General features: G+C 70.3%; 23 protein-coding genes and 1 pseudogene. 10 read left to right on the forward strand and 14 right to left on the reverse strand.

Annotated features, from left to right (window positions below; all coding sequences use genetic code 11):
* The 4 genes and pseudogenes from E1286_RS27375 to E1286_RS27390 form a co-directional block, all read left to right on the forward strand.
* A pseudogene (locus E1286_RS27375) lies at window positions 1-268 on the forward strand (hypothetical protein); the annotation flags it as partial.
* 98 nt (window positions 269-366) lie between these two features.
* Complete coding sequence (locus E1286_RS27380; RefSeq protein ID WP_132616886.1) at window positions 367-1,248, forward strand: universal stress protein; 882 nt, start codon at window positions 367-369, stop codon at window positions 1,246-1,248.
* Entirely contained in the window at window positions 1,245-1,931 is a 687-nt protein-coding gene (locus E1286_RS27385; RefSeq protein WP_132616888.1) for a universal stress protein, read from the forward strand. Before E1286_RS27380 ends, E1286_RS27385 begins: the two co-directional genes overlap by 4 nt.
* A gap of 11 nt (window positions 1,932-1,942) precedes the next feature.
* Window positions 1,943-2,356, forward strand: coding sequence for a RidA family protein (locus E1286_RS27390; RefSeq protein ID WP_132616890.1), 414 nt, complete (start codon window positions 1,943-1,945; stop codon window positions 2,354-2,356).
* Window positions 2,357-2,361: 5 nt separating this feature from the next.
* Here the strand turns inward: E1286_RS27390 and E1286_RS27395 are convergent, their stop codons facing one another.
* Window positions 2,362-2,787: a PPOX class F420-dependent oxidoreductase gene (locus E1286_RS27395; RefSeq protein WP_132616892.1), complete on the reverse strand. Its 426-nt coding sequence runs from the start codon at window positions 2,785-2,787 to the stop codon at window positions 2,362-2,364.
* Window positions 2,771-3,349 (reverse strand): TetR/AcrR family transcriptional regulator, encoded by a 579-nt coding sequence (locus tag E1286_RS27400; RefSeq protein WP_132616894.1) that lies wholly within the window; start codon window positions 3,347-3,349, stop codon window positions 2,771-2,773. The genes E1286_RS27395 and E1286_RS27400 overlap by 17 nt, the downstream gene beginning before the upstream one ends.
* A 107-nt stretch (window positions 3,350-3,456) precedes the next feature.
* Here E1286_RS27400 and E1286_RS27405 point away from each other — a divergent pair, with 107 nt between their 5' ends.
* Entirely contained in the window at window positions 3,457-4,119 is a 663-nt protein-coding gene (locus E1286_RS27405; protein WP_132616896.1) for a class I SAM-dependent methyltransferase, read from the forward strand.
* A 28-nt stretch (window positions 4,120-4,147) separates the two neighbouring features.
* A complete protein-coding gene (locus E1286_RS27410; protein ID WP_132616898.1) occupies window positions 4,148-5,158 on the forward strand; it encodes an LLM class flavin-dependent oxidoreductase in 1,011 nt (336 codons plus the stop codon).
* A 7-nt stretch (window positions 5,159-5,165) separates the two neighbouring features.
* On the opposite strand, the gene E1286_RS27415 is transcribed toward E1286_RS27410, so the two are convergent.
* From E1286_RS27415 to E1286_RS27425, 3 genes are all read right to left on the reverse strand, one after another.
* Window positions 5,166-5,681, reverse strand: coding sequence for a GNAT family N-acetyltransferase (locus tag E1286_RS27415; protein WP_187368231.1), 516 nt, complete (start codon window positions 5,679-5,681; stop codon window positions 5,166-5,168).
* Window positions 5,682-5,715: 34 nt separating this feature from the next.
* On the reverse strand, window positions 5,716-6,030 hold the full coding sequence (locus E1286_RS27420; protein ID WP_132616902.1) for a 4a-hydroxytetrahydrobiopterin dehydratase: 315 nt from the start codon (window positions 6,028-6,030) through the stop codon (window positions 5,716-5,718).
* A gap of 368 nt (window positions 6,031-6,398) precedes the next feature.
* The gene (locus E1286_RS27425) at window positions 6,399-6,725 is read right to left on the reverse strand and encodes a hypothetical protein (RefSeq protein ID WP_132616904.1); all 327 of its coding nucleotides are present in this window, start codon (window positions 6,723-6,725) and stop codon (window positions 6,399-6,401) included.
* A gap of 125 nt (window positions 6,726-6,850) precedes the next feature.
* Between E1286_RS27425 and E1286_RS27430 the strand changes: the two genes are divergently transcribed.
* On the forward strand, window positions 6,851-7,261 hold the full coding sequence (locus E1286_RS27430; RefSeq protein WP_132616906.1) for a hypothetical protein: 411 nt from the start codon (window positions 6,851-6,853) through the stop codon (window positions 7,259-7,261).
* A gap of 18 nt (window positions 7,262-7,279) precedes the next feature.
* Here E1286_RS27430 and E1286_RS27435 read toward each other — a convergent pair whose 3' ends face one another.
* Window positions 7,280-9,208 (reverse strand): hypothetical protein, encoded by a 1,929-nt coding sequence (locus tag E1286_RS27435; RefSeq protein ID WP_132616908.1) that lies wholly within the window; start codon window positions 9,206-9,208, stop codon window positions 7,280-7,282.
* Between the two features lie 326 nt (window positions 9,209-9,534).
* Between E1286_RS27435 and E1286_RS27440 the strand changes: the two genes are divergently transcribed.
* From E1286_RS27440 to E1286_RS27450, 3 genes are all read left to right on the forward strand, one after another.
* Window positions 9,535-10,845, forward strand: coding sequence for an MFS transporter (locus E1286_RS27440; protein ID WP_246075211.1), 1,311 nt, complete (start codon window positions 9,535-9,537; stop codon window positions 10,843-10,845).
* Window positions 10,842-11,672 (forward strand): carbohydrate deacetylase, encoded by an 831-nt coding sequence (locus E1286_RS27445; protein WP_165969938.1) that lies wholly within the window; start codon window positions 10,842-10,844, stop codon window positions 11,670-11,672. Before E1286_RS27440 ends, E1286_RS27445 begins: the two co-directional genes overlap by 4 nt.
* A 212-nt stretch (window positions 11,673-11,884) precedes the next feature.
* Window positions 11,885-15,331: a phosphodiester glycosidase family protein gene (locus tag E1286_RS27450; protein ID WP_165969939.1), complete on the forward strand. Its 3,447-nt coding sequence runs from the start codon at window positions 11,885-11,887 to the stop codon at window positions 15,329-15,331.
* Between the two features lie 218 nt (window positions 15,332-15,549).
* On the opposite strand, the gene E1286_RS49440 is transcribed toward E1286_RS27450, so the two are convergent.
* From E1286_RS49440 to E1286_RS27485, 8 genes are all read right to left on the reverse strand, one after another.
* Window positions 15,550-15,723, reverse strand: a complete 174-nt coding sequence (locus E1286_RS49440) for a hypothetical protein (RefSeq protein ID WP_223190444.1) — start codon at window positions 15,721-15,723, stop codon at window positions 15,550-15,552.
* Between the two features lie 84 nt (window positions 15,724-15,807).
* The gene (locus E1286_RS27455; RefSeq protein ID WP_223190446.1) at window positions 15,808-16,437 is read right to left on the reverse strand and encodes a nitronate monooxygenase; all 630 of its coding nucleotides are present in this window, start codon (window positions 16,435-16,437) and stop codon (window positions 15,808-15,810) included.
* 320 nt (window positions 16,438-16,757) lie between these two features.
* Window positions 16,758-17,135, reverse strand: a complete 378-nt coding sequence (locus E1286_RS27460; protein ID WP_132616916.1) for a hypothetical protein — start codon at window positions 17,133-17,135, stop codon at window positions 16,758-16,760.
* A 526-nt stretch (window positions 17,136-17,661) separates the two neighbouring features.
* A complete protein-coding gene (locus tag E1286_RS27465; RefSeq protein ID WP_223190448.1) occupies window positions 17,662-18,735 on the reverse strand; it encodes an adenosine deaminase family protein in 1,074 nt (357 codons plus the stop codon).
* Window positions 18,732-19,784 (reverse strand): ABC transporter substrate-binding protein, encoded by a 1,053-nt coding sequence (locus E1286_RS27470; protein WP_132616918.1) that lies wholly within the window; start codon window positions 19,782-19,784, stop codon window positions 18,732-18,734. Before E1286_RS27470 ends, E1286_RS27465 begins: the two co-directional genes overlap by 4 nt.
* Window positions 19,785-19,797: 13 nt before the next feature.
* Window positions 19,798-20,775, reverse strand: coding sequence for an ABC transporter ATP-binding protein (locus E1286_RS27475; RefSeq protein WP_132616920.1), 978 nt, complete (start codon window positions 20,773-20,775; stop codon window positions 19,798-19,800).
* The gene (locus tag E1286_RS27480) at window positions 20,772-21,563 is read right to left on the reverse strand and encodes an ABC transporter permease (RefSeq protein ID WP_132616922.1); all 792 of its coding nucleotides are present in this window, start codon (window positions 21,561-21,563) and stop codon (window positions 20,772-20,774) included. The genes E1286_RS27475 and E1286_RS27480 overlap by 4 nt, the downstream gene beginning before the upstream one ends.
* Complete coding sequence (locus E1286_RS27485; RefSeq protein ID WP_132616924.1) at window positions 21,560-22,300, reverse strand: ABC transporter permease; 741 nt, start codon at window positions 22,298-22,300, stop codon at window positions 21,560-21,562. The genes E1286_RS27480 and E1286_RS27485 overlap by 4 nt, the downstream gene beginning before the upstream one ends.
* Window positions 22,301-22,488: the final 188 nt, after the last annotated feature.

The following is a 22,488-nucleotide window of genomic DNA, read 5'->3' on the forward strand; positions in this document are numbered from 1 at the left end:
GGTGTGGGTGGACTGGTTGTTCATGGCGGGCCTGCTGGGCGTCGGTCTGGCGCTGATGCTGGGCGTCGGCCTGCGGATCGCCGCCGTGGCGGGTCCGGCGATGATGGTGCTGATGTGGGCGGCCCAGTTGCCGCTGGACAGCAACCCGTTCATGGACGACCACCTCGTCTACGCGGTTGTGATCGTCGGCCTGGCCCTGGCCGACGCGGGCGCCACGCTCGGGCTGGGCAGGCTCGCGATCGTGCGGCGCAACCCGTTCCTGAAGTGACCCACGCGCCCGCTCCACGCCCCCGGCGGAGAGCGGGCGCATCGTCACAGGTTCGGGCTCCGGCTGAACGGGCAGGTCATCCGGGGCGAGGAAGGTCGATGATGGACAAAGCAATCGTCGTGGGGGTCGACGGCTCACAGGCGGCGAAGGCCGCGCTCGCCTGGGCCGCCGACGACGCCGTACGCACCGGACTGCCGCTGCGCATCGTGCACGTGCGCGAGCCCTGGAGGCGCGAGACCGAGCCCACCGCCTCCAATGTCAGGGAGACGATGGCCGAGTGGCACATGCTGCTGCTCGCCGAGTCGGCGGAGCAGGCGCGCGCGTTCGCACCCGCGGCGCAGGTCTCCACCGCCCTGGCCACCGGCGCGGTGGTCCAGCGGCTCAAGACCGAGGCCGAGACCGCCGTCACCCTGGTGGTGGGCGGCAAAGGGCACGGCAGATTGCCCACGTTCGCCATCGGCTCGGTCACCGCCGAGCTCGCCGGCCACACCGCCAGCCCGCTGGTCGTCGTCCGGACGTTCACCATGGAGCAGCGCGGCGAGATCGTGATCGGCTACGACGGCTCCCCGGACGCCGACGCCGCGATGGCCTTCGCGCTGGAACAGGCGAGGTTCCGCGCGGCCCGGATCCGCGTGCTGCACGGCAGCCGATACCCCGCTCTCGCTCCGCATCCCGTCGGCTACGGCCCCGTGCCGATGGGCGAGACGAACGAGCTCGGCGGACGCTTGGCGCACTGGCGGGAGAAGAGCCCCCATGTCGAGATGGTGGAGACGATCGTGCCGGGAAGCGCGGTCTCGGCCCTGGTGGAGGCATCCAGGACGGCCGACCTCGTGGTGGTGGGCTCGCGCGGCCGGGGCGGATTCGCCTCGGCGGTGCTCGGCTCGGTCAGCCACAGCGTCGTGCGCCGGGCCCGCTGCGCGGTCGCCGTGGTGAGCGCCGCGCGACCCGATCCGAACCGCGCGGACGACCCGCACAGATGACCCGCATCGTGCTCGGCTACGACGGCTCCGACTTCGCCGTGCAGGCCCTGGAGTGGGCGCTCGACGAGGCCGAGCTCAGGAAACTGCCCCTCGTCGTCGCGCACGCCTGGCAGTGGCCGTACGGCGCGGCCGAGCCGGAGGCCAGGGCCCAGCTGCGCAAGGCGGCCGAGCACGTCCTGTGGCACGGCGCCGACTGCGCCCGTTCCACCAGCCTCGACGTCCCCGTCGGCACCGACCTGTACGAGGGCTCCGCCGCCCACCGCCTGGTCGAGCTGTCCGGCGACGCCGCGCTCGTCGTCGTCGGCTCCCGCGGCCTGGGCGCGCTGCCCGGCGCGGTCGTCGGCTCGGTCGCGGGGCACGTCGCCGTCCACGCCGAGTGCCCCGTGATCGTCGTACGCGGGCCGCTGCCCGCCGCCGGGAGCATCCGGCCGATCGTCGTGGCCGACAGCGAGCCCGACGCGTCCGTCCTGGAGTTCGCCTTCGCCGAGGCCGCCCTGCGCCGGCTGCCGGTCACCGCCGCGGGCCCGGCCGTCCGCCACCAGGGCGTGCCCGTCCGTACGGCCGACCCGCGCGAAGGCGCGACCCTCATGGTCGTCGGCCGCTCCGGCGCGGCGTCCCTGCTGCGGCGCGCCACCTGCCCCGTCGCGGTGGTCGCCGAACGCGCCGACGCGCGACGGGGCTAGCCTGGATCATCATGAGTGACCCCCGCAGATCACCGCGCCAGATCACCCCGCCCGGCCTCGCGCCCGGCCCCGGCTACAGCCACGTCATCTCCGTCGACGTCCCCGGCCGCCTGGTCGTCGTCAGCGGGCAGATCGCCCTCGACGCCGCCGGCGAACTGGTCGGCGCCGGCGACCTGCGGGCCCAGACCCGGCAGGTGTTCGCCAATCTGCACGCCGCCCTGTCAGCCGCGGGCGCCGGCTGGGAACACGTGGTCAAACTCGGCTACTACCTGCGCGACGCCTCCCAGGTCGCCGTCGTCCGCGAGGTCCGCGACCAGACGCTGCCCGCCGGCATCGCCCCCGCCAGCACCCTGGTCGAGGTGTCCCGCCTGGTCCGCGACGACCTGCTCATCGAGATCGAGGCCCTCGCCGTCGCCCCCGTCTGACGGTCTCACCCGGCCACGGCCCGGTGGGCCACCACGTCCTCGATGCGCAGCCGAACCAGGCACTCCCCGGGGCCGGCGTTGCGCGCGCCGAACTCCTCGGCGCGCTCGTCGCCCATGTAACGCCTGCCGATCTCGGTCGCCCACACCATCAGCTCCTCCAGGTCGAGGGAGAGCGTCGCGTTGCCCCTGATGAGCACGTACGAGTAGGGCGGCTGCTGGTCGTCCACGCACAACGCGGTCCGCGGGTCACGGAGCAGGGCCTTGCCCTTGAGGCTGGTCTCCGAGGTGGTGAACACCACGTCGTCCTCGTCGAGCAGGAACCAGACCGGCGTGACGTGCGGCTGGCCCCCGGCCCGGGTCACCGCGAGCTTCCCGGTGCGCGTCCCCGTCGTCACGAACTCACGCCATTCGGCGTCACTCATCACGTCCATGTGGATACGGTACGTCACCATCGATCAGCGCCCGTACGCCGGGTTCGACGGCCGTGCGGAAGGTGGCGTCCAGCTCGGCGGGGGAGGCGGCGGTCTCGCCGTCCACCCACGCCCGCAACAGCCCCATGTACGCGCCCACCACGCACACCACCAGCAGGTCGAGCGCGCCCGACGGCCGCGCGCCCGCGGCGAGCAGCTCCCTCCTGACGATCTCGGCAAGCAGCCGCTCCCCGTGCGCGAGCAGCGGCCCGCCGCCGCGCCGCCCCAGCAGGGCCCGCACGAGCCGCCCCCGCTCGCGCGCGTGCTCGAACATCGGCAGGCTGAACGCGAACAGCCCGCCCCCGCTGTCCGGCGCGGGCCGCAGGAAGTCGTGGTCGTCCAGGTTGCTGAGCAGCACGTCGTGCTTGTCGGTGAAGTGGGAGTAGAACGTGGAGCGGCCCACGTCGGCGCGCTCGATGACGTCGGTGACGGTCACCGCCTCGTAGCCCTTCTCCAGGATCAGCGCCACCAGCGCCTCCTGGATCAGCCGCCGCGTACGCCGCACCCGCCGGTCTCCGGACACTTTCCCGCTCCCTGTTCGGTACCGCACAGCACGGCCGATCTGCTCGTTGACCCGCCCTCATTATGAACGCATCATTCGATAACGAACAGAATGTTCTGGAGGACACCATGAGCCTGGGCAAGCTGCTGCACCACCACGACGAGCACCCCGACGCCGGCGGCACCATCGACCGGCCGCGCGCGTACGAGATCTCCGCCTCGATCGGGTTCCTCGGCGGCCGTCGCGCCGTCTTCACCCGCCTGGCCGCCGCGGCCCGCCCGCGGCCCGGCGACCGGGTGCTGGACGTCGGCTGCGGCACCGGCTACCTGAGCCGGATCCTGTCCCCGGTGGTCGGCCCCCGCGGCCACGTCACCGGCCTCGACCCCAGCCCTGCCATGATCGAGTACGCCGCCCGCCGCGCCCCGGCCAACTGCGCCTACGTGCAGGGCGAGGGCCAGAGTCCGCCGTTCCCCGACGGCTCGTTCGACCTGGTGATCTCCAGCCTCGCCGTCCACCACATGCCGGCCGAGGCCCGGCCGGAGGCGCTGCGGCAGATGTTCCGCGTGCTGCGGCCGGGCGGGCGGCTGCTGATCGCCGAGTTCCGCCCGCCGACCGTCCGGGCGGCCCGGCGCGTCGTCGGCGCGCTCGCCGGCCCCGCCATGCGCCACGACCCCCGCGACCTGATCGGCGCCCTGATCCCCGGCGCCGGCTTCACCGTGGAGTCCGAAGGGGAGCTGCCGCTGCTCTACTACGTCCGCGCCACCCGGCCGCCGAGCACCGGTACGGTGTGAGCCGTCGGCGCGTCGGAGAGGTGATCGCATGAGGTTGTCCGTGGTGGATCTCGGCACGGTCGAGCCGGGGAGCGACGAGAAGCAGGCGCTGGCCGAGTCGGTACGGTTCGCCCAGCACGCCGAACGCCTCGGATACCACCGGATCTGGTTCGCCGAGCACCACGCGAACGCCATGGGCGCCTCCCACCACCCCGAGCTGCTGATCGCCGCCGCGGGCGCGCAGACCTCGCGCATCCGGGTGGGGTCGGGCGCGGTGCTGATGAACCACTACAGCCCGTTCAAGGTCGCCGAGATGTTCAAGCAGCTCGAAGCCATGTTCCCGGGCCGCGTCGACCTCGGCATGGGACGCGCCACGGCCGGCCCCGTCATCGACCTCGCCCTGCAGCGCGACCGCGAACACCCCGCCCAGGCCGACCACGCCCAGCAGGTCGCCGAGACCGTGGCCTGGCTGTACGACGCGTTCCCCGGCGACCACCCGTTCGCGACGGTGAAGCTGATGGCCTCGGTGCCGGAGATCCCGCAGACGTGGCTGCTGGGCTCCAGCCCGAACGGCTCCAACCTCGCGGCCGGGCTCGGCATCGGCTACTGCTTCGCCGGGTTCATCAACCCCCAGGGTGCGGCGCCCGCCCTGCGCCACTACCGCAAGCAGTTCCGTACGCAGGGGTTCGGCCTGAGCGAGCCGCGGGCGATCCTCGCCGTCAACGTCACGGTGGGCGAGACCGCCGCCGAGGCCGCGCGCCTGGCCGGCTCGCCGAAGGCGTACTACGCCCGCCTGTACCGGGGGGACGTCCAGACGCTCGTCCCGACGGCCGACGAGGCGGCCCGCGAGCTGACGGACTCCGAACGCGACGAGCCGACCGCCATCGTCGGGGACCGGTGGCCGAGGTTCGTCGCCGGCGACCCCGCCCAGGTCCGCGCCACCCTGGAGCAGATGGCCGCGGAGAGCGGCGCCGACGAGATCATGATCCAGAACATGCTGCCCGACCCGGCCACCCGCCGGCGCTCCCACGAACTCCTCGCCGCCGCATTCGACCTCTGAGGGCCCCCTACAGGTCCTTGCGCATCACGGTGCAGACCGTCTCATACCAGACCGGCGAACCGCCGGGCCCCTCGGTGTCCCAGGCCTCGACCCGCTGCCCGCAGGGCACGTACTCCAGCCGTTCGTACAGCTTCCGTGCCCGCGGGTTGTCCTCCTCCACGGACAACTCGGCACGTCGCAGCCCCCGCGCGACGATGCGTCGCTCGAGGGCGTGGATCAGCATGGAGCCGATCCCGCAGGACCGCAGCGCCGGGTGCACGGTCAACTGCCACAGCGTGCCCGCGTCGGCCACGACCGCGTAGTCGACCCCGCCGAGGGCGACGGGATGGCCGGACGGCGGGCACACGGCCAGGTAGTCGACCCCGCCGGTGCGGCGGCGACCCAACGCGCTCGCCACATGGGTCAGGTGCGTGGGCGGCCCTGCCCAGCCGCACAACGCCAGGTCGTCACGGGTCAGGTCGCGTACGGACAACTTCAGCGTGATCGCGGGCACCCGTCCAGCATGCGGTTCTTCGCTGCGCATTTCTCGTGATTCGACATTTGTGGACCGGTGTTGGTCACGAGGGCGTGGCCCGGTCCCGTGCTCCGCCCTCCAACACCTGGTCGATCCGGGCGGCCAGCTCGACGTCCCGCGCGGTCACCCCACCCGCGCTGTGAGTGGACAGCCGGAACCGGATGCCGCTGTCCGTGCTCTCGATGTCGGGATGATGGTCGAGCACGTCGGCCTCGTTCATCACCGCCTCGCTCAGCCACCCATGGCTGTCCGGCGTCACCGGGACATCCTTGCTCAAGGCGTCGCCGTCACGGCGCCAGCCCTGGAGTGCCGCCAGCGCGGTGTCGATCTCGTCGTCGGTCAGGAGCTCCTCGGCCATGCCTTCCTCCCATGTCGTCGTTCCCGACGATGGGGCTACCACCGGTCGCCGCGTTCACACCTGAGACCCGTTCGCGGTGGCCGCTCTCTCCTTCCCGGACGCGTTCGGAGGCGCCGACACTCCTCAGGAGGTGTACGAGGATCTCCTGTACAAGCCCAAGCGGCGCGCCGGCCGAGGCCGGTCAGATCACAGGAGCGGGGCGGGCGCCATGGACACCGGCCCCCGACAGGAGGCTCCGGGCACCATGCCCGACATGCCGACCTCGGTGTTGCGGCCGGCGGAGACGCGAGATCGCCACGCTGAGCCTCATCGCCATCCCCTCCCCGGCGGACCTGTAGACCGGCCTCGGCCCGGTCGTGAGTCACTCGCTAGAAGGTGGGGAACGTCCGAGGTTCTCCGGTCAGACGGGCGGCCTCCTGCCGGGCGACGGCCGGAGACACCTTCGGCGGCGTCCGCCTGATCTCCGCCTCCAGCTCCGCCATCACCGTCTCGGCCTGCTGCTTGAGCCGCTGCCGGTAATGCCCCAGATCCTCGCCGAACTTCCTGGCGACGGGCCCGATCCACACGGCGTCGCCGGAGAAGAGGTCGAACGGCTCGTCCAGCGCCGCCCGGAGTCGGGCGACGTGCCGCTCGACGTTGGCCAGCGCTTGCTGCAGGGCCTCATGACGAGGATTGTCCACCGGCATCTCGGTCATCGTCGCCAACCCATCTCGGCATTACGGGTACGGCGAAGGCCAGGTGATGGAGTATGGGAGCGGCGGGGCCGACGTTCGGAACGGAGACGATCTCGATGGCACCGGTGTGGCGTTGTGCGACTGCCGTGACGCTCATCGCCGCCCTGGCCGGCTGCTCGAGTCCCGATCCTGGCCCGACCGTGGAACAGGCCGGTCAGACCTTGGAGCGGCACATCACGGCGCTGATGGAGATGGTGGACGCGGACGAGACCGTGGTCACCGATCCCGGCGGCAAGGACGTGCCCTGCGGAACGGACGGGGTCAAGCGCACCTACGCCGTGAAATCCACGTTCTCCAGACTCGACAGCAACCTTCTTGCCGAGATGGCGGGCACGCTCGGTACGACCTGGGGCTATAAGGTGCACGAGGCCTACAGGTTCGGTTCGCCCAGGACGACGCTCAAGCTCGCGTCGTCCCGCACCAGCATCACCATGGAGACTCTCAGCCAGCACGAGGCCGTGGCGGTGGGTGAAACGGACTGCATCCTGCGCGAATAGCCGGGGCACGATCATCCTTCAGTCTCCTCCGTCGAGGACCCTCTTCAGCTCGGGGTCAACCGTGGACAGGTGATTCTCCGCGTTGGCCCCCTCTCCGGCGAACTTCCTGGACGCCGCGCCGGCCACCTTTCCCAGCATTCGGCGGTCGGCCGCGTCATCGACACTCCCGTTCTCCTTCAACCAGTCCAGGAAGGCCTTGTTCGCCCGTGGGTCCGCGCTGATCTCCGAGTAGGGCCGCAGCCGCCCGTGCTCCTCCACGATGAGCGGGTCGGTCGGAGGTTTGAACCCGACCGGAGGATCCTTCGAGGTGTAGCCCTGTGCGACGAGCCCGGTGGCGAGTTCATAGAGGACCGCGCGTGTGTGCGCCAGTTCCTTCTTCTTGACGTCCGGCAGCCGGAGGTCCGGCTCCATCGCCGCTCCGAGGCCGTCCTTGAGCCCCCAGCTCAGGAACATCCAGGCCGCCGCCGCGGGTAGTCCTCCTGCGGTGGGGAGGAACAGCATTCCGGCGTCCATCCCTTTGTCCAGCACCTGTCCGAAGCGTTCGGCGTTCTCCTTGTCACTGAGGTCAGCGGTGCCGCGGACGGCCTTCATCGCGGAGAACTGTGTGCCCGCGACCGCGCCCAGCCGGGTGAAGACCTGCTCGACCGCCGTCTCCTGCTGCCGCCGATCCGCGGGAGGGAAGGCCAGCAGGTGACGGTCCGTCCGCACGCCCGCCTCGAAGAGCCGCTGAGTGAGCGCCGCCATGCCCTTGTCGAACGGCTCCATGTGGGCATCGTTGTCCGCGAACGTCTTCATGAACCGATAGCCGTCCGCCAGCGACAGACGGAACATCGGGTTCGTTCCGACGAGATTGTCATCGAAGCCGCCGAACCGGCTAGGCAGTTGCGAGTCGGAGTCCAACGGAGACGGGGTCGCGGCGAACTCCGTGGCGTACGCGCCGGCGATCTCGGCGAAATACTTGCGCATCTCGTCGTTCTTCAGCAGGCCAGGCCCCTGCGTGATCACTTGGAACGCGAATGCGGCGGCCTTCGCGCTGTGCGCGCCGTCCTTCTCGTCGTACACCCCGGACGCCGCCGCCAGCACGCGGCCGAACGCGTCGCTCGCGGCGGGGTCGCGCGACACGTGCGTGCTCAGCCCCGCCAGATCCGTCACCGTGGCCCGTGCCGCCGTGGGGTTGCGGGACAGCGCGCTGAGGAATCGCCGGGCGACGTCCACCCGGCCCGTGGGAGCGGGCCGCAGGTGGCGGCGGGCCACGGTGGTGAGCCATTGCGTGGGGAAGGCACCTTCGCTGACGAGCCAGGACAGCGACTCGGCGTCGATCCCTTCCCCGCCCCGCTCGATGTCGCTCATCACCTTGGGGAAGCGCGGATCGGGAGGAACGGCGGCGCCGGCGGCCGCGAACATGCGGCTGAAGTCGCCAAGGACCTTCTTCTCCTCGGGCCCGACGGGGACGCCTGTCGCGGCCGGCCCGAACAGGTCGAGGATGTCCTTGGGCAGGGCCACGGTCCCGGCCGTCCCGAGCTCGCCGAAGAAGGCCGCGGCGAAGTCGGGATCGTCCTTGCGCGTCAGCACGCGTTCGATCAGCTTCTGGAAGCGCTCGCTGGCGTCGTTCGGCCACGGGCTGCTCATGCCACGCTTGGCGTCCTGGACGTACTGCCGGTAGAGCGCCCCCATGGCCGCGCCTTCGCGACGGGACTGCTCCGGCGTCGGCATCGTGGCCTCGTCGTAGGTCACGACGCCCGGCGTCCAGCCGGGCAGGCGCCTGCGGATGACGGCGTTGCGGGCCCGTAGCGCCGGCACCTGCCCGCGGACCCAGCGTTCGATCTCCACGAAGGGGGTCAACGTCAGCGTGCCCATCCCCACGCGCGTCAGCTCTGCCCTTATCGCCTGGGTCTGCTCGGCGACGTCCACGCAGGCTCTGTCCATGGCGGCGACGAACGTGTCCATACGATCAGGGTCGATCCCGGACAGCTCGGGATTCCACGGAACCGTCGGATGAGCCACGCGTCGCTCCTCCCTCGACCCCCGGACGACGCCCTGGGCCGGGCCATACGACTACGTGGCCCCAAGCTTCCCACAGGTGAGCCGGAAGCACTCCGCCCTATAACTTTTCAGGCACCTGGACCGGCGCCCCGCCTTCACCCAGTGTTGACCTTCGGGTGCGAAGGTGACGCAGAGCACAGCGTCGGCATCACCTAGGAAGTGGTCGCGTGTCCCAGCCCGCTCCGCCCTCCGCCTCGGGACGGACTCCCGCGTGGCGCTACGCCATCGGGATGTTCGGCACTTCCCTCCCGATCAACATGATCAAGGGATCGATGATCCTGTTCTACGTCGACATCCTCGGGCTCGACGTTCGCGCCTACGGCGTGGTCATGGTGGTCTACGCGATCATCGACGCGGTCGACAATCCGCTGCTCGGGCACCTCTCCGACCGCACCCGCAGCAGGTTCGGCCGGCGCCGGCCATGGCTGCTCGCCGGCGCGCCGATGCTCGCAGCCTGCATGATCGCGTTCTTCTCCGCGCCGGCCTCGCTGCAGGGCATCGGCCTCCTGTTGTGGTTCGCGGTGTTCGCGATCCTGTGCGAGGCTTTCGACTCGATGCTCAACGCGAACTACGGCGCGCTCCTCCCCGAGCTGTATCCGCTGGAGCGCGACCGCGCCGTCGCCAACGGTCTGCGCCAGGGCTTCCAGCTCGTGGCGCTCGTGATCTCGCTCGCGGTCACCCCGTTGCTCACGACGGAGGTGTTCGGCACCGAGGAGTCCACCCAGGGCTTCCAGATCACAGCGATCATCTATGGCACGGTCGCCCTCGTCGTGATCGTGTTCATGGCGCTCGGCGCGCGCGAGAGCCCCCGCTACTCCACGCGCGAGCGGCCGCGGCTGCTGCCCAGCGTGTGGTCGATCGTGCGCAACCCGATGTTCTGGAGGGTCGGGCTCACCGGCGCCTGCTACGGGACGGCCATGGCGCTCGTACTCTCGGGCATCCAGCTGTACGTCCGCTACTCGCTCGGCCTCCCGGTCGTCAACGCGCTCTACCTGCAGGGCATCGTCATCCTCGTCTCGGCGGGCGGCCTGGTGGTGTGGACGCGCGTCATCGCCCGCCGCGGCGCCCTGTGGACCTGGCGGCTCGCCTTCGCGGTGCTCGCGGCCAGCTTCGCGGCCCTGTTCTTCGCCACCGACCTCGTCACCGCGATCGCCGCAGGGGTGCTCGTCGGGGCCGGGTGGTCGGGAATGCTCGCGACGAACGACCTCATCGTCGCCCGTGTGCTGGACGCCGACGCGGCGCGCAACGGGCAGCACCGCGAGGGGCTCTTCCTGTCCGCGTTCGGCTTCTTCGGCCGGCTCAACGGGATCGTGACCGGACTCGCGCTCACATCCCTGGGCGTGTTCTTCGGCTACAACTCGGGCGCCGACCCCGGCGCCGACCCCGGGCTCGCGTTCCGCGTGTACTTATGCGTGTACCCGTTCGTCCTGACGACGATCGGCGCCCTCGCCGCGCGCCTCATCTCCGTCCCGTCCGAGACCCCGCCCGAGGCGGTCGAGCCGCCGCCCGCGGCGGCCGAGCCGATGGAGCCTCCCCGATGACCCGCCGCCTCGTGATCACAGCCGACGATCTGGGCCGCGAACCCGGCACGACGGAGGTCATCGCCGCCCTGCTCGCCGAGGGACACGTCACCGCGACGACGCTCATCTGCGTCTCGCCGATCGCGGAGCAAGCCGCGAATCAGGTCGGGAAGCTCGGCGTCGTGCCACGCCTGCACGTGACGCTCACCAGCGAACGCGGAATCCCGCGCTGGCGCCCGCTCGACGCCGCGACGAGCCTCGTCGATCCGGACGGCACACTCACCGACGATCCGCTCACTCTCGGAGCCCGCGGCGAGCTCCACGACGTCCTGCAGGAGGCCGACGCGCAGCTGCGCTGGATGCGCGACCGCGGCCTCGTCCCCGAGGCAGCCGACTCCCATGCCGGCACCCTCTACGGCCTGCACGGCAGATCATGGCTCGCCGGGACACTCGAGTGGTGCGCCCGCCACGACCTCGCCTTCCGCCTGCCCCGTGACCCGGTGCCGTACGTCGGCGGGCCCCTTCCGCCGCCCCTCGCGGCAGCACACGAACGCGCCGTCGCCCTCGCCGACGCCCTGGGCGTCCCCATCCCGCAGACCATCGCGACCAACCGCCGCACGGCACAGGAGCTCGGCAGGTACGCGCAACTCCGAGACGACTACCTCCGCCGCCTCGCTTCCCTCCCCGAAGGCACCAGCGAGCTGTTCCTGCACCCGTCCCGCGAAGACGCGGTCACAGGACCGGACGGCATCGTACGAACCTGGGAGACGCGCCTGCTACGCGACCCGGCTTGGCACAACGCCCTCGAAAGCGAAGACGTCGAGGTCGTCGCAGGCTGGTGGACCTGACCCCTCCGGCCCGGCCGCGAGCGGTCGGCTCCGGCGACGCCTCTTCCGCCAGGGTTCATCATGTGCTCCCGGTGGCGTCATCAGCGCTTCGCGGACGATCTCTTGAATCGTGTGCTGCCCTTGATCGAATGGGGCGTAGGCGGGGGCATTGCCTCCGCGTCTTCTTTTGACCAGAGGTTCCCATGAAAATGATGGTCTCGAACCATCGGCATATGAAGCCACTGATGGTGGCGCTCGCCGCGGCGACCACGCTGGCGGTCTCACCCGCCGCCGCGTACGCGGACACCAGTCAGCCCGCGCCGGTCACCGGCGGGATTCCGTTGATCGACACGGCCGAGAAGATCGGTCCTGGGATCGACCTGCGGCACATCAAGGCGCTCGACCAGAAGGGCTGGTACGACGCGCAGTTCTTAACAGTGGACCTGTCCAACGGCGCGGTCGGCACGGACCTGCTGACCGCCGGACCGGTCGCGTTCGGCGGGCCGCTCAGCGTGGCCGCCAACAAGGCCGGCGCCGTCGCGGGCGTCAACGGCGAGTTCTTCGACATCGGCAACTCCAACGCGGCGCTCGGTGGCGAGGTCCAGAACGGGCAGCTGATCAAGACCGCCGACATCGGCGGCCGCCAGCACGTCGGCGTCGGCAACGACGGCATCGCCCAGCTCGTGGACCTCACGGTCAACGCGACCGCGAACTTCGCGGGCGCGGACCACACCGTCCTGTCGATCAACGCCGCGAACGGCGGCGGTGTCCCCGCGGACGGCCTGATCGCGTTCACGTCCGCGTGGGGCGACTACAGCCGCAACCGCGGCATGGCCGGTGTGAGCAACGACCAGATCGCCGAAGTCCTGGTCCAGAACGGCGCGGTCGTGTCCGTCACGCCGACCGGCCCCGCGGGCTCTGGAACGATCCCGGACGACGGCCTCGTGCTCGTCGGCCGCGGCGCCGCGGCGCTCGCGATCCGCGCGCTGCAGCCCGGCGACCCGGTGACGCTCAGCTACGAGCTCGCCGACGACATCGCCAGGACGATGAAGTTCGCGCTCGGCCACGGAGGCACCATCGTCTCCGGCGGCCAGGTCGTCGGCGGCCTCGACCCGGCGATCGCCCCGCGCACCGCGCTCGGCTTCAAGGACGGCGGTCGCACGCTCGTCCTCGCCACCTGGGACGGCCCGGGCGGCACCGGCAAGGGCGGCGTCGGGATCGACAAGGAGGCGCGCGACCTCGTCGCGATGGGCGTGGAGACCGCGGTCAACCTCGACGGCGGCGGTTCGACCACCATGGTCGCCCGCGCGCTCGGCGAGAAGGACGCGACCGTCCGCAACGTCCCGTCCGACGGCCAGGAGCGCAACGACCCGAACGGCGTGGGAGTGTTCGTCGCGAAGGGCGACGGCAGGCTGCACCGGCTCCTCGTCAAGCCCGCGCCGGGTGCGGCGTCGGCCGACGGCGGCGTGAAGGTCTTCCCAGGGCTGCACCGCGCGCTCGTCGCGGAGGGCGTCGACGACCACGAGACGCCGGTGGAGGTCGACCCGAAGTCCGTACGGTGGTCCGCTCACGGAGCCTCCGTCAAGGGCGGCACGCTCGCGGCCTCGGCCGAGGCGCACGGCCGGATCAGGGTCGACGCGCAGGTGGGTCACGAGAAGGCGCGCCAGGAGGTCACCGTCCTCGGCCCGGTCAACAGCGTCGAGCTGTCGTCCCAGCGCCTGTCGATCCCCGACGCGACGCCGGAGCACGCGGTCACCGTCTCCGTGACCGGCCGCGACGGCCAGGGCTACACGGCCCCGATCGACCCGCAAGACCTCGCGCTCGACCATGACCACGGCGTCGTCGACATCCAGCCCGCGGACGGCAAGCTGAAGATCACCCCGCTCGCCGCCGGGGGCACGATCCTCACGGTCTCGGTCGGCGGCACGTCGGTCCAGCTCCCGATCACGGTCGGCGTCCAGACCACGACGGTCTACGACTTCGACGACGACGTGATCGCCCACTGGCGCAACAACAGCACCGCGGCCACGACGTTCTCGGTGGACCCCGACGGCCTGCGGATCGACTTCAACGCGATGCGCAACGTGGGCGTCACGGCGGCGTCGGCGGCGCTGCGCATCCCGGTGCCCGGCCAGCCGCTGCGCGTGCGGGTGCGGATCAGGTCGAGCATCAGCGTGCCGAACGGCCTGACCTACCTGGCCTACAACGACGCGAACGGCAAGGGCGGCGGCGTCTACGGCAGCGCCCTGACCGCGAGTGACGACTACCAGGACGCGACGTTCACGCTGCCGGCGAACGCGGCGTTCCCGATCTCGATCTCGGGCTTCCAGGGCATCAACACGAGCGTCGCCCAGCAGAAGGCGGGCACGTTCGTCCTGGACCGCATCGAGGCCGACATCCCGACGTCGATCGAGCTGCCCGCCCAGCCCGACCTGCGGCCCGACCCGCTGATCTCCGGCGACGGCTCACTGATCGAGGGCCACGACACGTGGCAGTTCGCCACGCTGTCGGACGTGCAGTTCACCGCCGACAACCCGGCGCTGGCCCAGGTCGCGACGGCCGCCATCAAGCGGATCCGCCAGACGAGGCCGGACCTGATCGTTCTCAACGGTGACGTCACCGACCGTGGCCTGCCGCAGGACCTCGCGCTCGCCCGCAAGGTGCTCACCGACGCGGGGTGCGACCTCGTCGCGGTCGGCCAGGAGCCGTCGGAGAACAGCACACCGGACCCGAAGGCCGGCTCGATCCCCTGCTACTACGTGCCGGGCAACCACGAGTCCTACGGCCTCAACAACACCCAGTCCGACCTGGCGAACTTCGTCAACGAGTTCGGCCGGCCGTACCGGACGTTCGACCACAAGGGCACCCGGTTCGTCCTGCTCGCCAGCTCCCTCGGGTCGCTGCGCGGGACGGCGTGGGACCAGCTCCCGATGGTGCAGGAGGCGCTCGCCGACGCCAAGAAGGACCGGTCGGTGCACAACGTCCTGGTGTTCGCCCACCACCCGGTGGACGACCCCGCCGAGGCGAAGTCCAGCCAGCTCGGCGACCGCGACGAGGTCGCGCTCATCGAGAACATGCTCACGGACTTCCGTGACTCCACGGGCAAGGGCGCCGCGATGTTCGGATCCCACGCCCAGATCGCCCACGTCCACCGCGTCGAAGGCGTCCCGTACATGGTGCTGCCCTCGTCGGGCAAGGACCCGTACGGCACCCCGGACCGGGGCGGTTTCACCGGATGGGTCGACTGGTCCGTCGACCCGCGGCAGGACGCGGACGAGCAGTGGCTCGAGGCCGAGGTGCGCGCCTTCGCGCAGTCCGTCACCCTCGACACCCCGGACTCGCTGGAGGTGAACGAGACGGCACAGCTCTCGGGCAGCATCGTCCAGCCGGAGGGCGTCTCGGCGGGCACGCGCGTGGTGCCGCTGCGGTACCCGATGTCGGTCGACTGGAGCGGCTCGTCCAACCTGGCGATCGGCAGCGGGAAGGACGCCGTCGAGTCGGCCCGCCGCAAGGGCAAGGCCGCCATCCTCGACCCGCAGACCCGTACGCTCACCGCCCTGAACCGCGGCACGGTGACCGTGTCGGTGACGAACGAGTCGATGCGCCCCTACACCGACGACAGCTCGCTCGCGCCGATCACGACCTCGAAGACCATCCAGGTCGTACGCGGCAGAAGGTGACCTTGATCACCTCGCCCACCCGCACGTGACATCACTCGCCAACCCAGGCAGGCCCGCGGCATCCGTCGCGGGCCTGCCTCGTTCAGAGCGGAAAAGCCGCTCGGCCACGGCGCGATGACGGCCCCGCCGTCCGCGACCGGCTGATCTCCACGGCTCTGCGGCCCGGCTCCGCCCCATCTTCGGATCGGGTCCGAGCGGCCGGCCCTCCGCGGCCCTGGTCAGGCTCGGAAGCCGGTCAGCACCCGCTCGGCCTGCTCCATCATGTCTCTGACGATCTCCGCGGCGGGCTTGATCTCGTGGAGCAGGCCGACGCCCTGTCCCATCAGCCAGGGCATCTCCTCCCAGTCGGCCTCCGTCTCCGGAACCGGCAGCAACAGGCCGAACTTGCGCATCGCCGTCTCCTCGCCCTGCACGACCGTACTGCCGACCCGTTCCAGGGAATCGAGATCAGCCGGGATCTCCGCCGGCCGGTCGTCCTACTCGGACACCACGCGGTTGCGCCGGAGGCGCATCGGGTTGAACTGTGGGAACTCCGGTCCGAAGATCGACGTGAGCACCGAGCTGTCGCCCGTGGCGGCGAGCAGCCGCCGGTGGTGCTCGGGATGCGCACGGGCCTCGCGCGAGGCGACCATCCGGGTCCCGACCCACACCCCGTCCGCCCCCAGGGACAGGGCGGCGGCGACCTGCCGCCCATCCGTGATCCCGCCCGCGGCGAGGACCATCGCGCGCTCGCCCACGGCGTCCGCGATGGCGGGCACGTTGACCATGGTCGGCAGGCCGCCGTAGTTGTGCCCGCCGGCCTCCCAGCCCTGGGCGATGACGGCCTCGGCCCCGTCGTCCACGGCCAGCCGGGCCGCGTCGGCGGAGCCGATCTGCTCCCACACCGACACCCCGGCCTCGTGCAGCGGCTTCAACCAGTCCGCGGGCGGATGACCCCAGTGGAACGAGACGATCGGCACGCGCTCCTCCGCGCACACCGCGATCTGCTCGGCGGTGCCGAAGAAGGTGATGAGGTTGACGGTCTCACCCACGAAGGCCATTCCAGCGCAGGCGAACGGGTACGGGGTGGCGTACCTCGCCGTGAGTCTGGTGGACAGCACGGACATGGAGGCGTCCTTCCTCGAGTTCTCCGCCCATCGTGGTGCCTGCTCGGCGGATTGCCCATACGCTCCGGCGAGCTTTCACGTAGGGGCCGTCCTGCTGGAAAGGTGGCTCGTTCCTGAGACCAGAGGTGACGATCCGCTCCGGTCAGGGCGGCGTAGGCCACGGCGAGCGTGTCGGTGGCCGGGTCCCGGGTGGTCACGCAGGCCGTCATCGAGGTTCCCGCCGGCGGTTTCCGGTGGGAAAAGCGGACCGGCCAGGCGATGTGGTGATCGCCGGGCCGGTCGCCGTGTCCTCTGCTCATGCCGCGTCGGCGACGGGTGGTCTAGTGCCGGTCGCGGTGGTCGTCACGGTCGTAGTGGCGGTCGCGGTCGTTGTGGTCGCGGCGGTCGTGGTCGTAGCGGTTGTGGCCGCGGCGGTCGTAGTGGCGGTCGTGGTCGTAGCGGTTGCGGTCGAAGCCGTGGCGGCGGGCGTAGTCGAAGGAGACGATCCTCCAACGGCTGCCGTCCCAGCGGTAGTAGCGGTGTCCGTCGAAGCGGAAGCGCTCGCCGTACTGGGCGACGGTGACGGTGGCGGTCGTGGCGGCCGCCACGGTGGTGGTCGTGGTGGCGGCCGATGCGGCGCCTCCGGTGGCGGCGAGGATGCCGCCCGCGACGGCGATGGTGGCGGCTGCGGTGGCGAGGCCTCGCATGATCTTGTTCATGTCATTTCCCCCTGTGGTGTGTGCACCATTTCCTGGCGCACTTTCAACCTAGATGGGCGAAATGTCCTTTTCTGTGTAGAAAGGCGCACTGGGGGCGAATGCGTACTACTACCCACAAATGCTTCGACTGAAGGAAACAGGGAACGGTCGCGCCCTTCAGGTGAGCGCCATCGTGGTCCCCGGCCACTGTCCCCCGGGCGGTCGCCGCCGAAGCTCTCCCACTTCGCGGAGATCACGCCGGTGACCGACATCGCCGCCGCCCGGGTCCGTCAGGAACCCGAGGTCGCGGAGTGGCGACGAGCTGGCCGGCCAGGCCGCTGCTGGTGCGGTTGCGGTGGGGTGGCGACGTCCGCCGCCGTGACCATCCCGCCCACTGTGAGGATCTCGGCCCGGCCCTACCCGTGTCCTCCGCTCACGGCGACAGGGCCGGTCCTTGGCACCGGTGAACCGGCCTCTCACGTCGACGAGCCGCCCTGCCGCGGTCTGTGAGCGCCCCGCCAGAGGGCGACACATCGACCTGTGACGATTACCCCAAGCTCGCGAGCTCTCTCTCGAAGCGCTTGCGCAGGGCGTCCTTCTCGGGCTCCGGCAGCCAGCACGCCTCCACCCCCGCCAGCGCCATCGCACGCAGCCGCTCATCCGGCACGTCGAGCTCATCGGAGAGGATCCGATACTCGTTCGCCAACGACGTCGGGAACATCCCAGGGTCGTCGGAAGCGGGAATGACGTTGAGCCCGGCGTCGAGCATCGCCGCGATCGACGCCCGCCGCCACGGCCGCCACGAGCGCCGCGAGGTGGTCGAGATGACGGTGAACGGGATCTGTTCATCCCTGACCCTGGCGACGACCTCGTCGTCCTCGAGTACGAAGTAGCCGTGGTCGATCCGGTCGCACCCGAGCACGTCGAGGCACGTGACCGTGTTGGCGGCGACGGGCGCGTGCTCGGAGGAGTGAGCGGTACGGCGGAGCCCGGCCTCACCAGCCAGCCGGAAGGCGGCCTCGAACCGCTCGGGCGGGCCGGCGGTCTCCAGGTTGTCCAGCCCGATCCCGGCCACGTAGTCGTGCGGGTTGTCCACCACCGTGCGGATCCAGGAGAGCGCCTCCTCGCCCGACTTGCTCCGGTCGACGGCCGCGATGAGCCTGCCCGACATGCCGAAGTCGCGCTCGGCCATCCTGATGCCCTCGGCGTACGCCTCGATCACCGTGGTGTAGCCGAGCTTCTCCTGATGTTCGGTCAGCGCGTCGAAGGAGAGCTCGAGATGCCTGGTCGCGCTGGTCCGGTGGGCGGCCTCGAACGCCTCATAGGTGATCCTGGTGAGATCGTCAGCGTCGCGCAGGACCTGGAGAACCCACGAGGACACCTGGAACAGCGAGTAGGAGACCTCGGGCTCGTCCGCGCTCCTGCCCTGGGGAACCGGGATCCGGGTGTTCAGGTAGAGCGCAGGGTCCGGCGGGAGCGAGTTCACGTCCGCGTAAATTTGCTCGGGCGTGTCGGGCAGGTCGAGCCCCTCACGCCTGGCCAGCTCGGCGAAGGTCGAGGCGCGCACGGTGCCGATGAGATGGCAGTGCAGATCGACCTTGGGCATCAGGGCGCGGTTCACTTGCCGGCCACCTCGCGGGTGAAGCGTTCGACCCAGGTGGTGCGGGTGTCGACGAGCTGGGCGGGGTCGAGGGTCTTGAAGCCGGCGGCCACGGGGTCCTTCGCCGCCTCGCCCGTCACCTTGGCGATGTCGGCCGGGATCTCGGCCTTCGGGTTCGTGGGCAGGTCACCGACGACCTTCGCCGTGGCGCTCTGCGCCTCGGCCGACAGCATGTAGTCGATGAACTTCGCCGCTCCCTGCTGGTTGCGCGCGCCCTTGGGGATCATCGCCCGGTTGGTGGCCATGTAGCGGCCCTTGGCGGGAGCCGTCCAGGCGATCGGCTCGCCAGAGGTGACAAGCTTGGTGGCGAAGCCGCTCAGCGCGTCGGCGGCGACGATCTCGCCCTGGGCCAGCAGGTTCGTGACCTCGGTCGTGGAGGTGTAGAACTGCAGGACGTTCGGCGCCCAGCCGGCCAGGGTCTTCAGCGAGGTGTCGATGTCGTAGGGGCCCTTGCCGTACGTCTCACCCACCCCGGAGATCATGAGTTGTCCGGCGGTCACCGAAATATCGGGCAGCGCGACCTTTCCCTTGTTCGCCGCGTCGGCGAACAGCCCCCAGTCGGCGGCCTGCTCCTGGCTGAGCTTGGTGGTGTTGTAGATGATCCCGTTCAGCTGGTGCGTGTAGGCCGGCCCGTCGTAGGCGCCCTCGGTCGCGAACGGCGCGAGCTCCTTCATGTTGGGCACGTCGACCTTCTGGAAGAGGCCGTCCTTCTGCCCGAGCGCGGCGAAGTAGTCGGAGATCAGCACCACGTCCGCCTCCGGCTCACCCTTGGCGAGCTTCAGCTTCGACAGCCGGTCGGCGTTGGACCCGGTGTCCAGCTCGACCTTGATTCCCGTCTTCTTGGTGAACGGAGTGACGACCGCCTGCTCGAACTCCTTCACCCCGAAGGGAAAGGTGCTGACGACGATGGTCTGCTGATCGGCCTGGTTCTCACCGGAGCCCGTGCCGGAACATCCGGCTGCGGCGAGAACGGTCAGAGCAGCGGCCAGTACGGCACGGCGCGTGGGCATGGGGTTCCTTCTTTCAGCGGGGGAGAGAGACCAGATGGTCGTCCGGCGCGATCACCGTGACGCTCGATCCGGGTGTCGGGGTGGCGCCGCCGCGTACGTCGGCCAGCAGCCTGACGGTCGCGCCCGACGGGTCCACCACGTCGAGCGAGACCAGCAGGTCGACGCCGCGAAAGGCCACGTCGACCACCGTCGCGTCAAGGCCGTGACCTTTGTCGGCGATGCGCAGATGCTCGGGCCGGATGGTCAGCGGGGTGCCGTCGGCCGCGGTGAGGAAGTTCTCGTAGCCGAGGAACTCGGCGACGAAGCGGTCAGCCGGGCGAGGGAAGATCTGCTGAGGAGAGCCCTGCTGCACGATCCTGCCCTCGTTCATGATGACCATCTCGTCGGACATCTCCAGGGCCTCGTCCTGGTCATGGGTGACGAGGATGACGGTCAGCTTGGTCTCCGCCTGGATGCGCCTGATCTCGGCCCGCATCTGGATGCGCAGGCGGGCGTCGAGGTTGGACAGCGGCTCGTCGAGCAGCAGGAGCTTGGGCCTGATCGCGATCGCCCTGGCCAGTGCCACCCGCTGCTGCTGCCCGCCGGAGAGCTTTTTCGGCTTGCGGTCGGCCAGGTGCGCGAGCCCGACGAGCTCGAGCGTCTCCATGACTCGTGACCGCCTTTCCGCAGCCGGCACCTTGCGCAGCTTGAGCCCGTAACCCACGTTGTCCGCCACGGTCATGTGGGGGAACAGCGCGTACGACTGGAAGACCATCCCCAGATTCCGCTTCTCCGGCGGCGTGCGCGTACTGTCGATGCCGTCGATGCGGATCGTCCCCGACGTCGGTGCCGCATAGCCGGCGATCATCCTGAGCGTGGTGGTCTTGCCGCAGCCGCTCGGGCCCAGCAGCGTCGTCAGTTTCCCCGATGGCACGGCGAGGTCGATCTCGTCGACGGCGGTGAAGGCGCCGAACCTCTGGGTGACTCCGATCAACTCGGCGGCGGCGGTCATTGGTTGATCCCTCCGAAGATCTTGGCGAATCCGACCGTGCGCTCGGCGACCACCGCGATGACCACGGTGGCGGCCAGGATGAGGGTGGAAGCGGCGGCGACCATCGGGTCATAGGACTGCTGCACGTAGTCGAGCATCGTCACCGGCAGCGTCCGGAAGTCGCGCCCCTGCAGCAGGAGCGACAGCGGCACGTTGTTGAAGGACGTGACCACGCTGAGCAACGCGGCAGAGAAGATCCCCGGACGCAGGACGGGCAACGTCACGTTGAAGAACGCGCGCAGTGGCGAGGCGCCGAGACCTCGGGCGGCCTCCTCCAGCGCGGGATCGGCCAGCGCCAGCGAGGCGCCGGTCACGCGCACCGCATAAGGCAGCATCAGCGCCGTGTGCCCGACCAGCAGGGTGCTGAAGTTGTCGAGGTCCATGCCGATCATCAGCTGCTGGAACAGCGCGAGGCCGACGACCAGTTCAGGGACGATGAGCGGTGACAGGAACAGCCCCTCCACCAGGCCCTTGCCGGGGAGCTTGCCACGGTGGATGGCGAGCGTGACAGGCACGCCGATCAGCAGCGCGAGCCCGGTGGCGAGCACGGCGAGCTCCAGGCTGGAGATCGCGGCCTCGACGAACGGCTCGTAGCCGAGCGCCTCGTCGAACCAGCGCAGCGAGATCCCGTCGGGCGGAAACCTCAGGACGTTTCCCGCCGTGAAGGCGGTGGCGACCACGAAGATGATCGGCACGATCATGATGACGTAGCCGATGACCGCGAGCGCCGCTGTGATGGGCCGCTTCATGAGGTGGCCCCCTTCCGCCCGATCAGCGAGGACAGCCCGGAGATCAGGAAGACCAGGACCGTCATGATGAGCGCCGTCGCCGAGGCGGAGGCCCAGTCGAGCGTGGTGCTCGCGTAATTGAAGAGCTGCGTGGACAGCATCCGCTGGCTGGACCCGCCGAGCAGGTAGGGCGTGGTGTAGGCGGTGACGGACCCCGCGAAGACCAGGGTGGCGGCCACCACGATGCCCGGCATGGTCAGGGGGATGACGACGTTCCACATCGTGCGGATCCTGCTCGCGCCGAGCCCGCGCGAGGCGTCGTCCAGGCCAGGATCGACCTGGGCGACGGCCGAGTAGCAGGAGATGATCGCCAGCGGCAGGAACAACTGGGTGAGGCCGAGGACGATCGCGAGCTTGGTGTAGAGCAACTGCGGCGCCACGTCGACGATGCCGAGCTGGACGAGCAGCTGGCCGAGCGCCCCCTTGGAGCCGAGGATCACCAGCCAGCCGAACGTCCGCACCACGTTGCTCAACATCAAGGGGAAGATCGCCACGGCCAGGAAGACCCCGCTCCAGCGCGACGGCGAGCGGGCCAGCCAGTAGGCGATGGGAAAACCGAGGACGACGCAGATGATCGTGACAGCCAGGGCCAGCCCGACCGTGCGCCCGATCACCTCCAGGTCATAGGGATCCTTGAGCATCTCGCCCAGGCGCGCGAAGATCTCGGTGGTCGGCACGTCCGGGGGCGCGAAGAGCATCGCGGCGGAGGGGATGAGGAAACCTGCCAGGAGAAGGACGAGACCAGGCACCAGCAGAAGGGCCGATTTGCGGGAGATGTCGGCGTCCTTTCTCAGTGGCGTACGCTTGCTGGAACCGGTTGTGGAACCGGTTCCGAGAGCCTGACCATAGATTATGAGCGGCCTGGCGCACAAACGCCCGTGTGAAT

The sequence above is a fragment of the Nonomuraea terrae genome (genome assembly GCF_004348995.1).
In the GTDB taxonomy this organism is placed as follows: domain Bacteria; phylum Actinomycetota; class Actinomycetes; order Streptosporangiales; family Streptosporangiaceae; genus Nonomuraea; species Nonomuraea terrae.

Excerpts from the sequence above, each read along its gene's own strand:
- E1286_RS27380 (WP_132616886.1), top strand. The coding sequence starts at position 367 with ATGATGGACAAAGCAATCGTCGTGGGGGTCGACGGCTCACAGGCGGCG.
- E1286_RS27385 (WP_132616888.1), top strand. The coding sequence starts at position 1,245 with ATGACCCGCATCGTGCTCGGCTACGACGGCTCCGACTTCGCCGTGCAG.
- E1286_RS27390 (WP_132616890.1), top strand. The coding sequence starts at position 1,943 with ATGAGTGACCCCCGCAGATCACCGCGCCAGATCACCCCGCCCGGCCTC.
- E1286_RS27395 (WP_132616892.1), bottom strand. The coding sequence starts at position 2,787 with ATGGACGTGATGAGTGACGCCGAATGGCGTGAGTTCGTGACGACGGGG.
- E1286_RS27405 (WP_132616896.1), top strand. The coding sequence starts at position 3,457 with ATGAGCCTGGGCAAGCTGCTGCACCACCACGACGAGCACCCCGACGCC.
- E1286_RS27410 (WP_132616898.1), top strand. The coding sequence starts at position 4,148 with ATGAGGTTGTCCGTGGTGGATCTCGGCACGGTCGAGCCGGGGAGCGAC.
- E1286_RS27415 (WP_187368231.1), bottom strand. The coding sequence starts at position 5,681 with ATGCGCAGCGAAGAACCGCATGCTGGACGGGTGCCCGCGATCACGCTG.
- E1286_RS27420 (WP_132616902.1), bottom strand. The coding sequence starts at position 6,030 with ATGGCCGAGGAGCTCCTGACCGACGACGAGATCGACACCGCGCTGGCG.
- E1286_RS27425 (WP_132616904.1), bottom strand. The coding sequence starts at position 6,725 with ATGACCGAGATGCCGGTGGACAATCCTCGTCATGAGGCCCTGCAGCAA.
- E1286_RS27435 (WP_132616908.1), bottom strand. The coding sequence starts at position 9,208 with ATGGACACGTTCGTCGCCGCCATGGACAGAGCCTGCGTGGACGTCGCC.
- E1286_RS27440 (WP_246075211.1), top strand. The coding sequence starts at position 9,535 with ATGTTCGGCACTTCCCTCCCGATCAACATGATCAAGGGATCGATGATC.
- E1286_RS27445 (WP_165969938.1), top strand. The coding sequence starts at position 10,842 with ATGACCCGCCGCCTCGTGATCACAGCCGACGATCTGGGCCGCGAACCC.
- E1286_RS27450 (WP_165969939.1), top strand. The coding sequence starts at position 11,885 with ATGAAGCCACTGATGGTGGCGCTCGCCGCGGCGACCACGCTGGCGGTC.
- E1286_RS49440 (WP_223190444.1), bottom strand. The coding sequence starts at position 15,723 with ATGCGCAAGTTCGGCCTGTTGCTGCCGGTTCCGGAGACGGAGGCCGAC.
- E1286_RS27455 (WP_223190446.1), bottom strand. The coding sequence starts at position 16,437 with ATGTCCGTGCTGTCCACCAGACTCACGGCGAGGTACGCCACCCCGTAC.
- E1286_RS27460 (WP_132616916.1), bottom strand. The coding sequence starts at position 17,135 with ATGAACAAGATCATGCGAGGCCTCGCCACCGCAGCCGCCACCATCGCC.
- E1286_RS27470 (WP_132616918.1), bottom strand. The coding sequence starts at position 19,784 with ATGCCCACGCGCCGTGCCGTACTGGCCGCTGCTCTGACCGTTCTCGCC.
- E1286_RS27475 (WP_132616920.1), bottom strand. The coding sequence starts at position 20,775 with ATGACCGCCGCCGCCGAGTTGATCGGAGTCACCCAGAGGTTCGGCGCC.
- E1286_RS27480 (WP_132616922.1), bottom strand. The coding sequence starts at position 21,563 with ATGAAGCGGCCCATCACAGCGGCGCTCGCGGTCATCGGCTACGTCATC.
- E1286_RS27485 (WP_132616924.1), bottom strand. The coding sequence starts at position 22,300 with ATGCTCTTCGCGCCCCCGGACGTGCCGACCACCGAGATCTTCGCGCGC.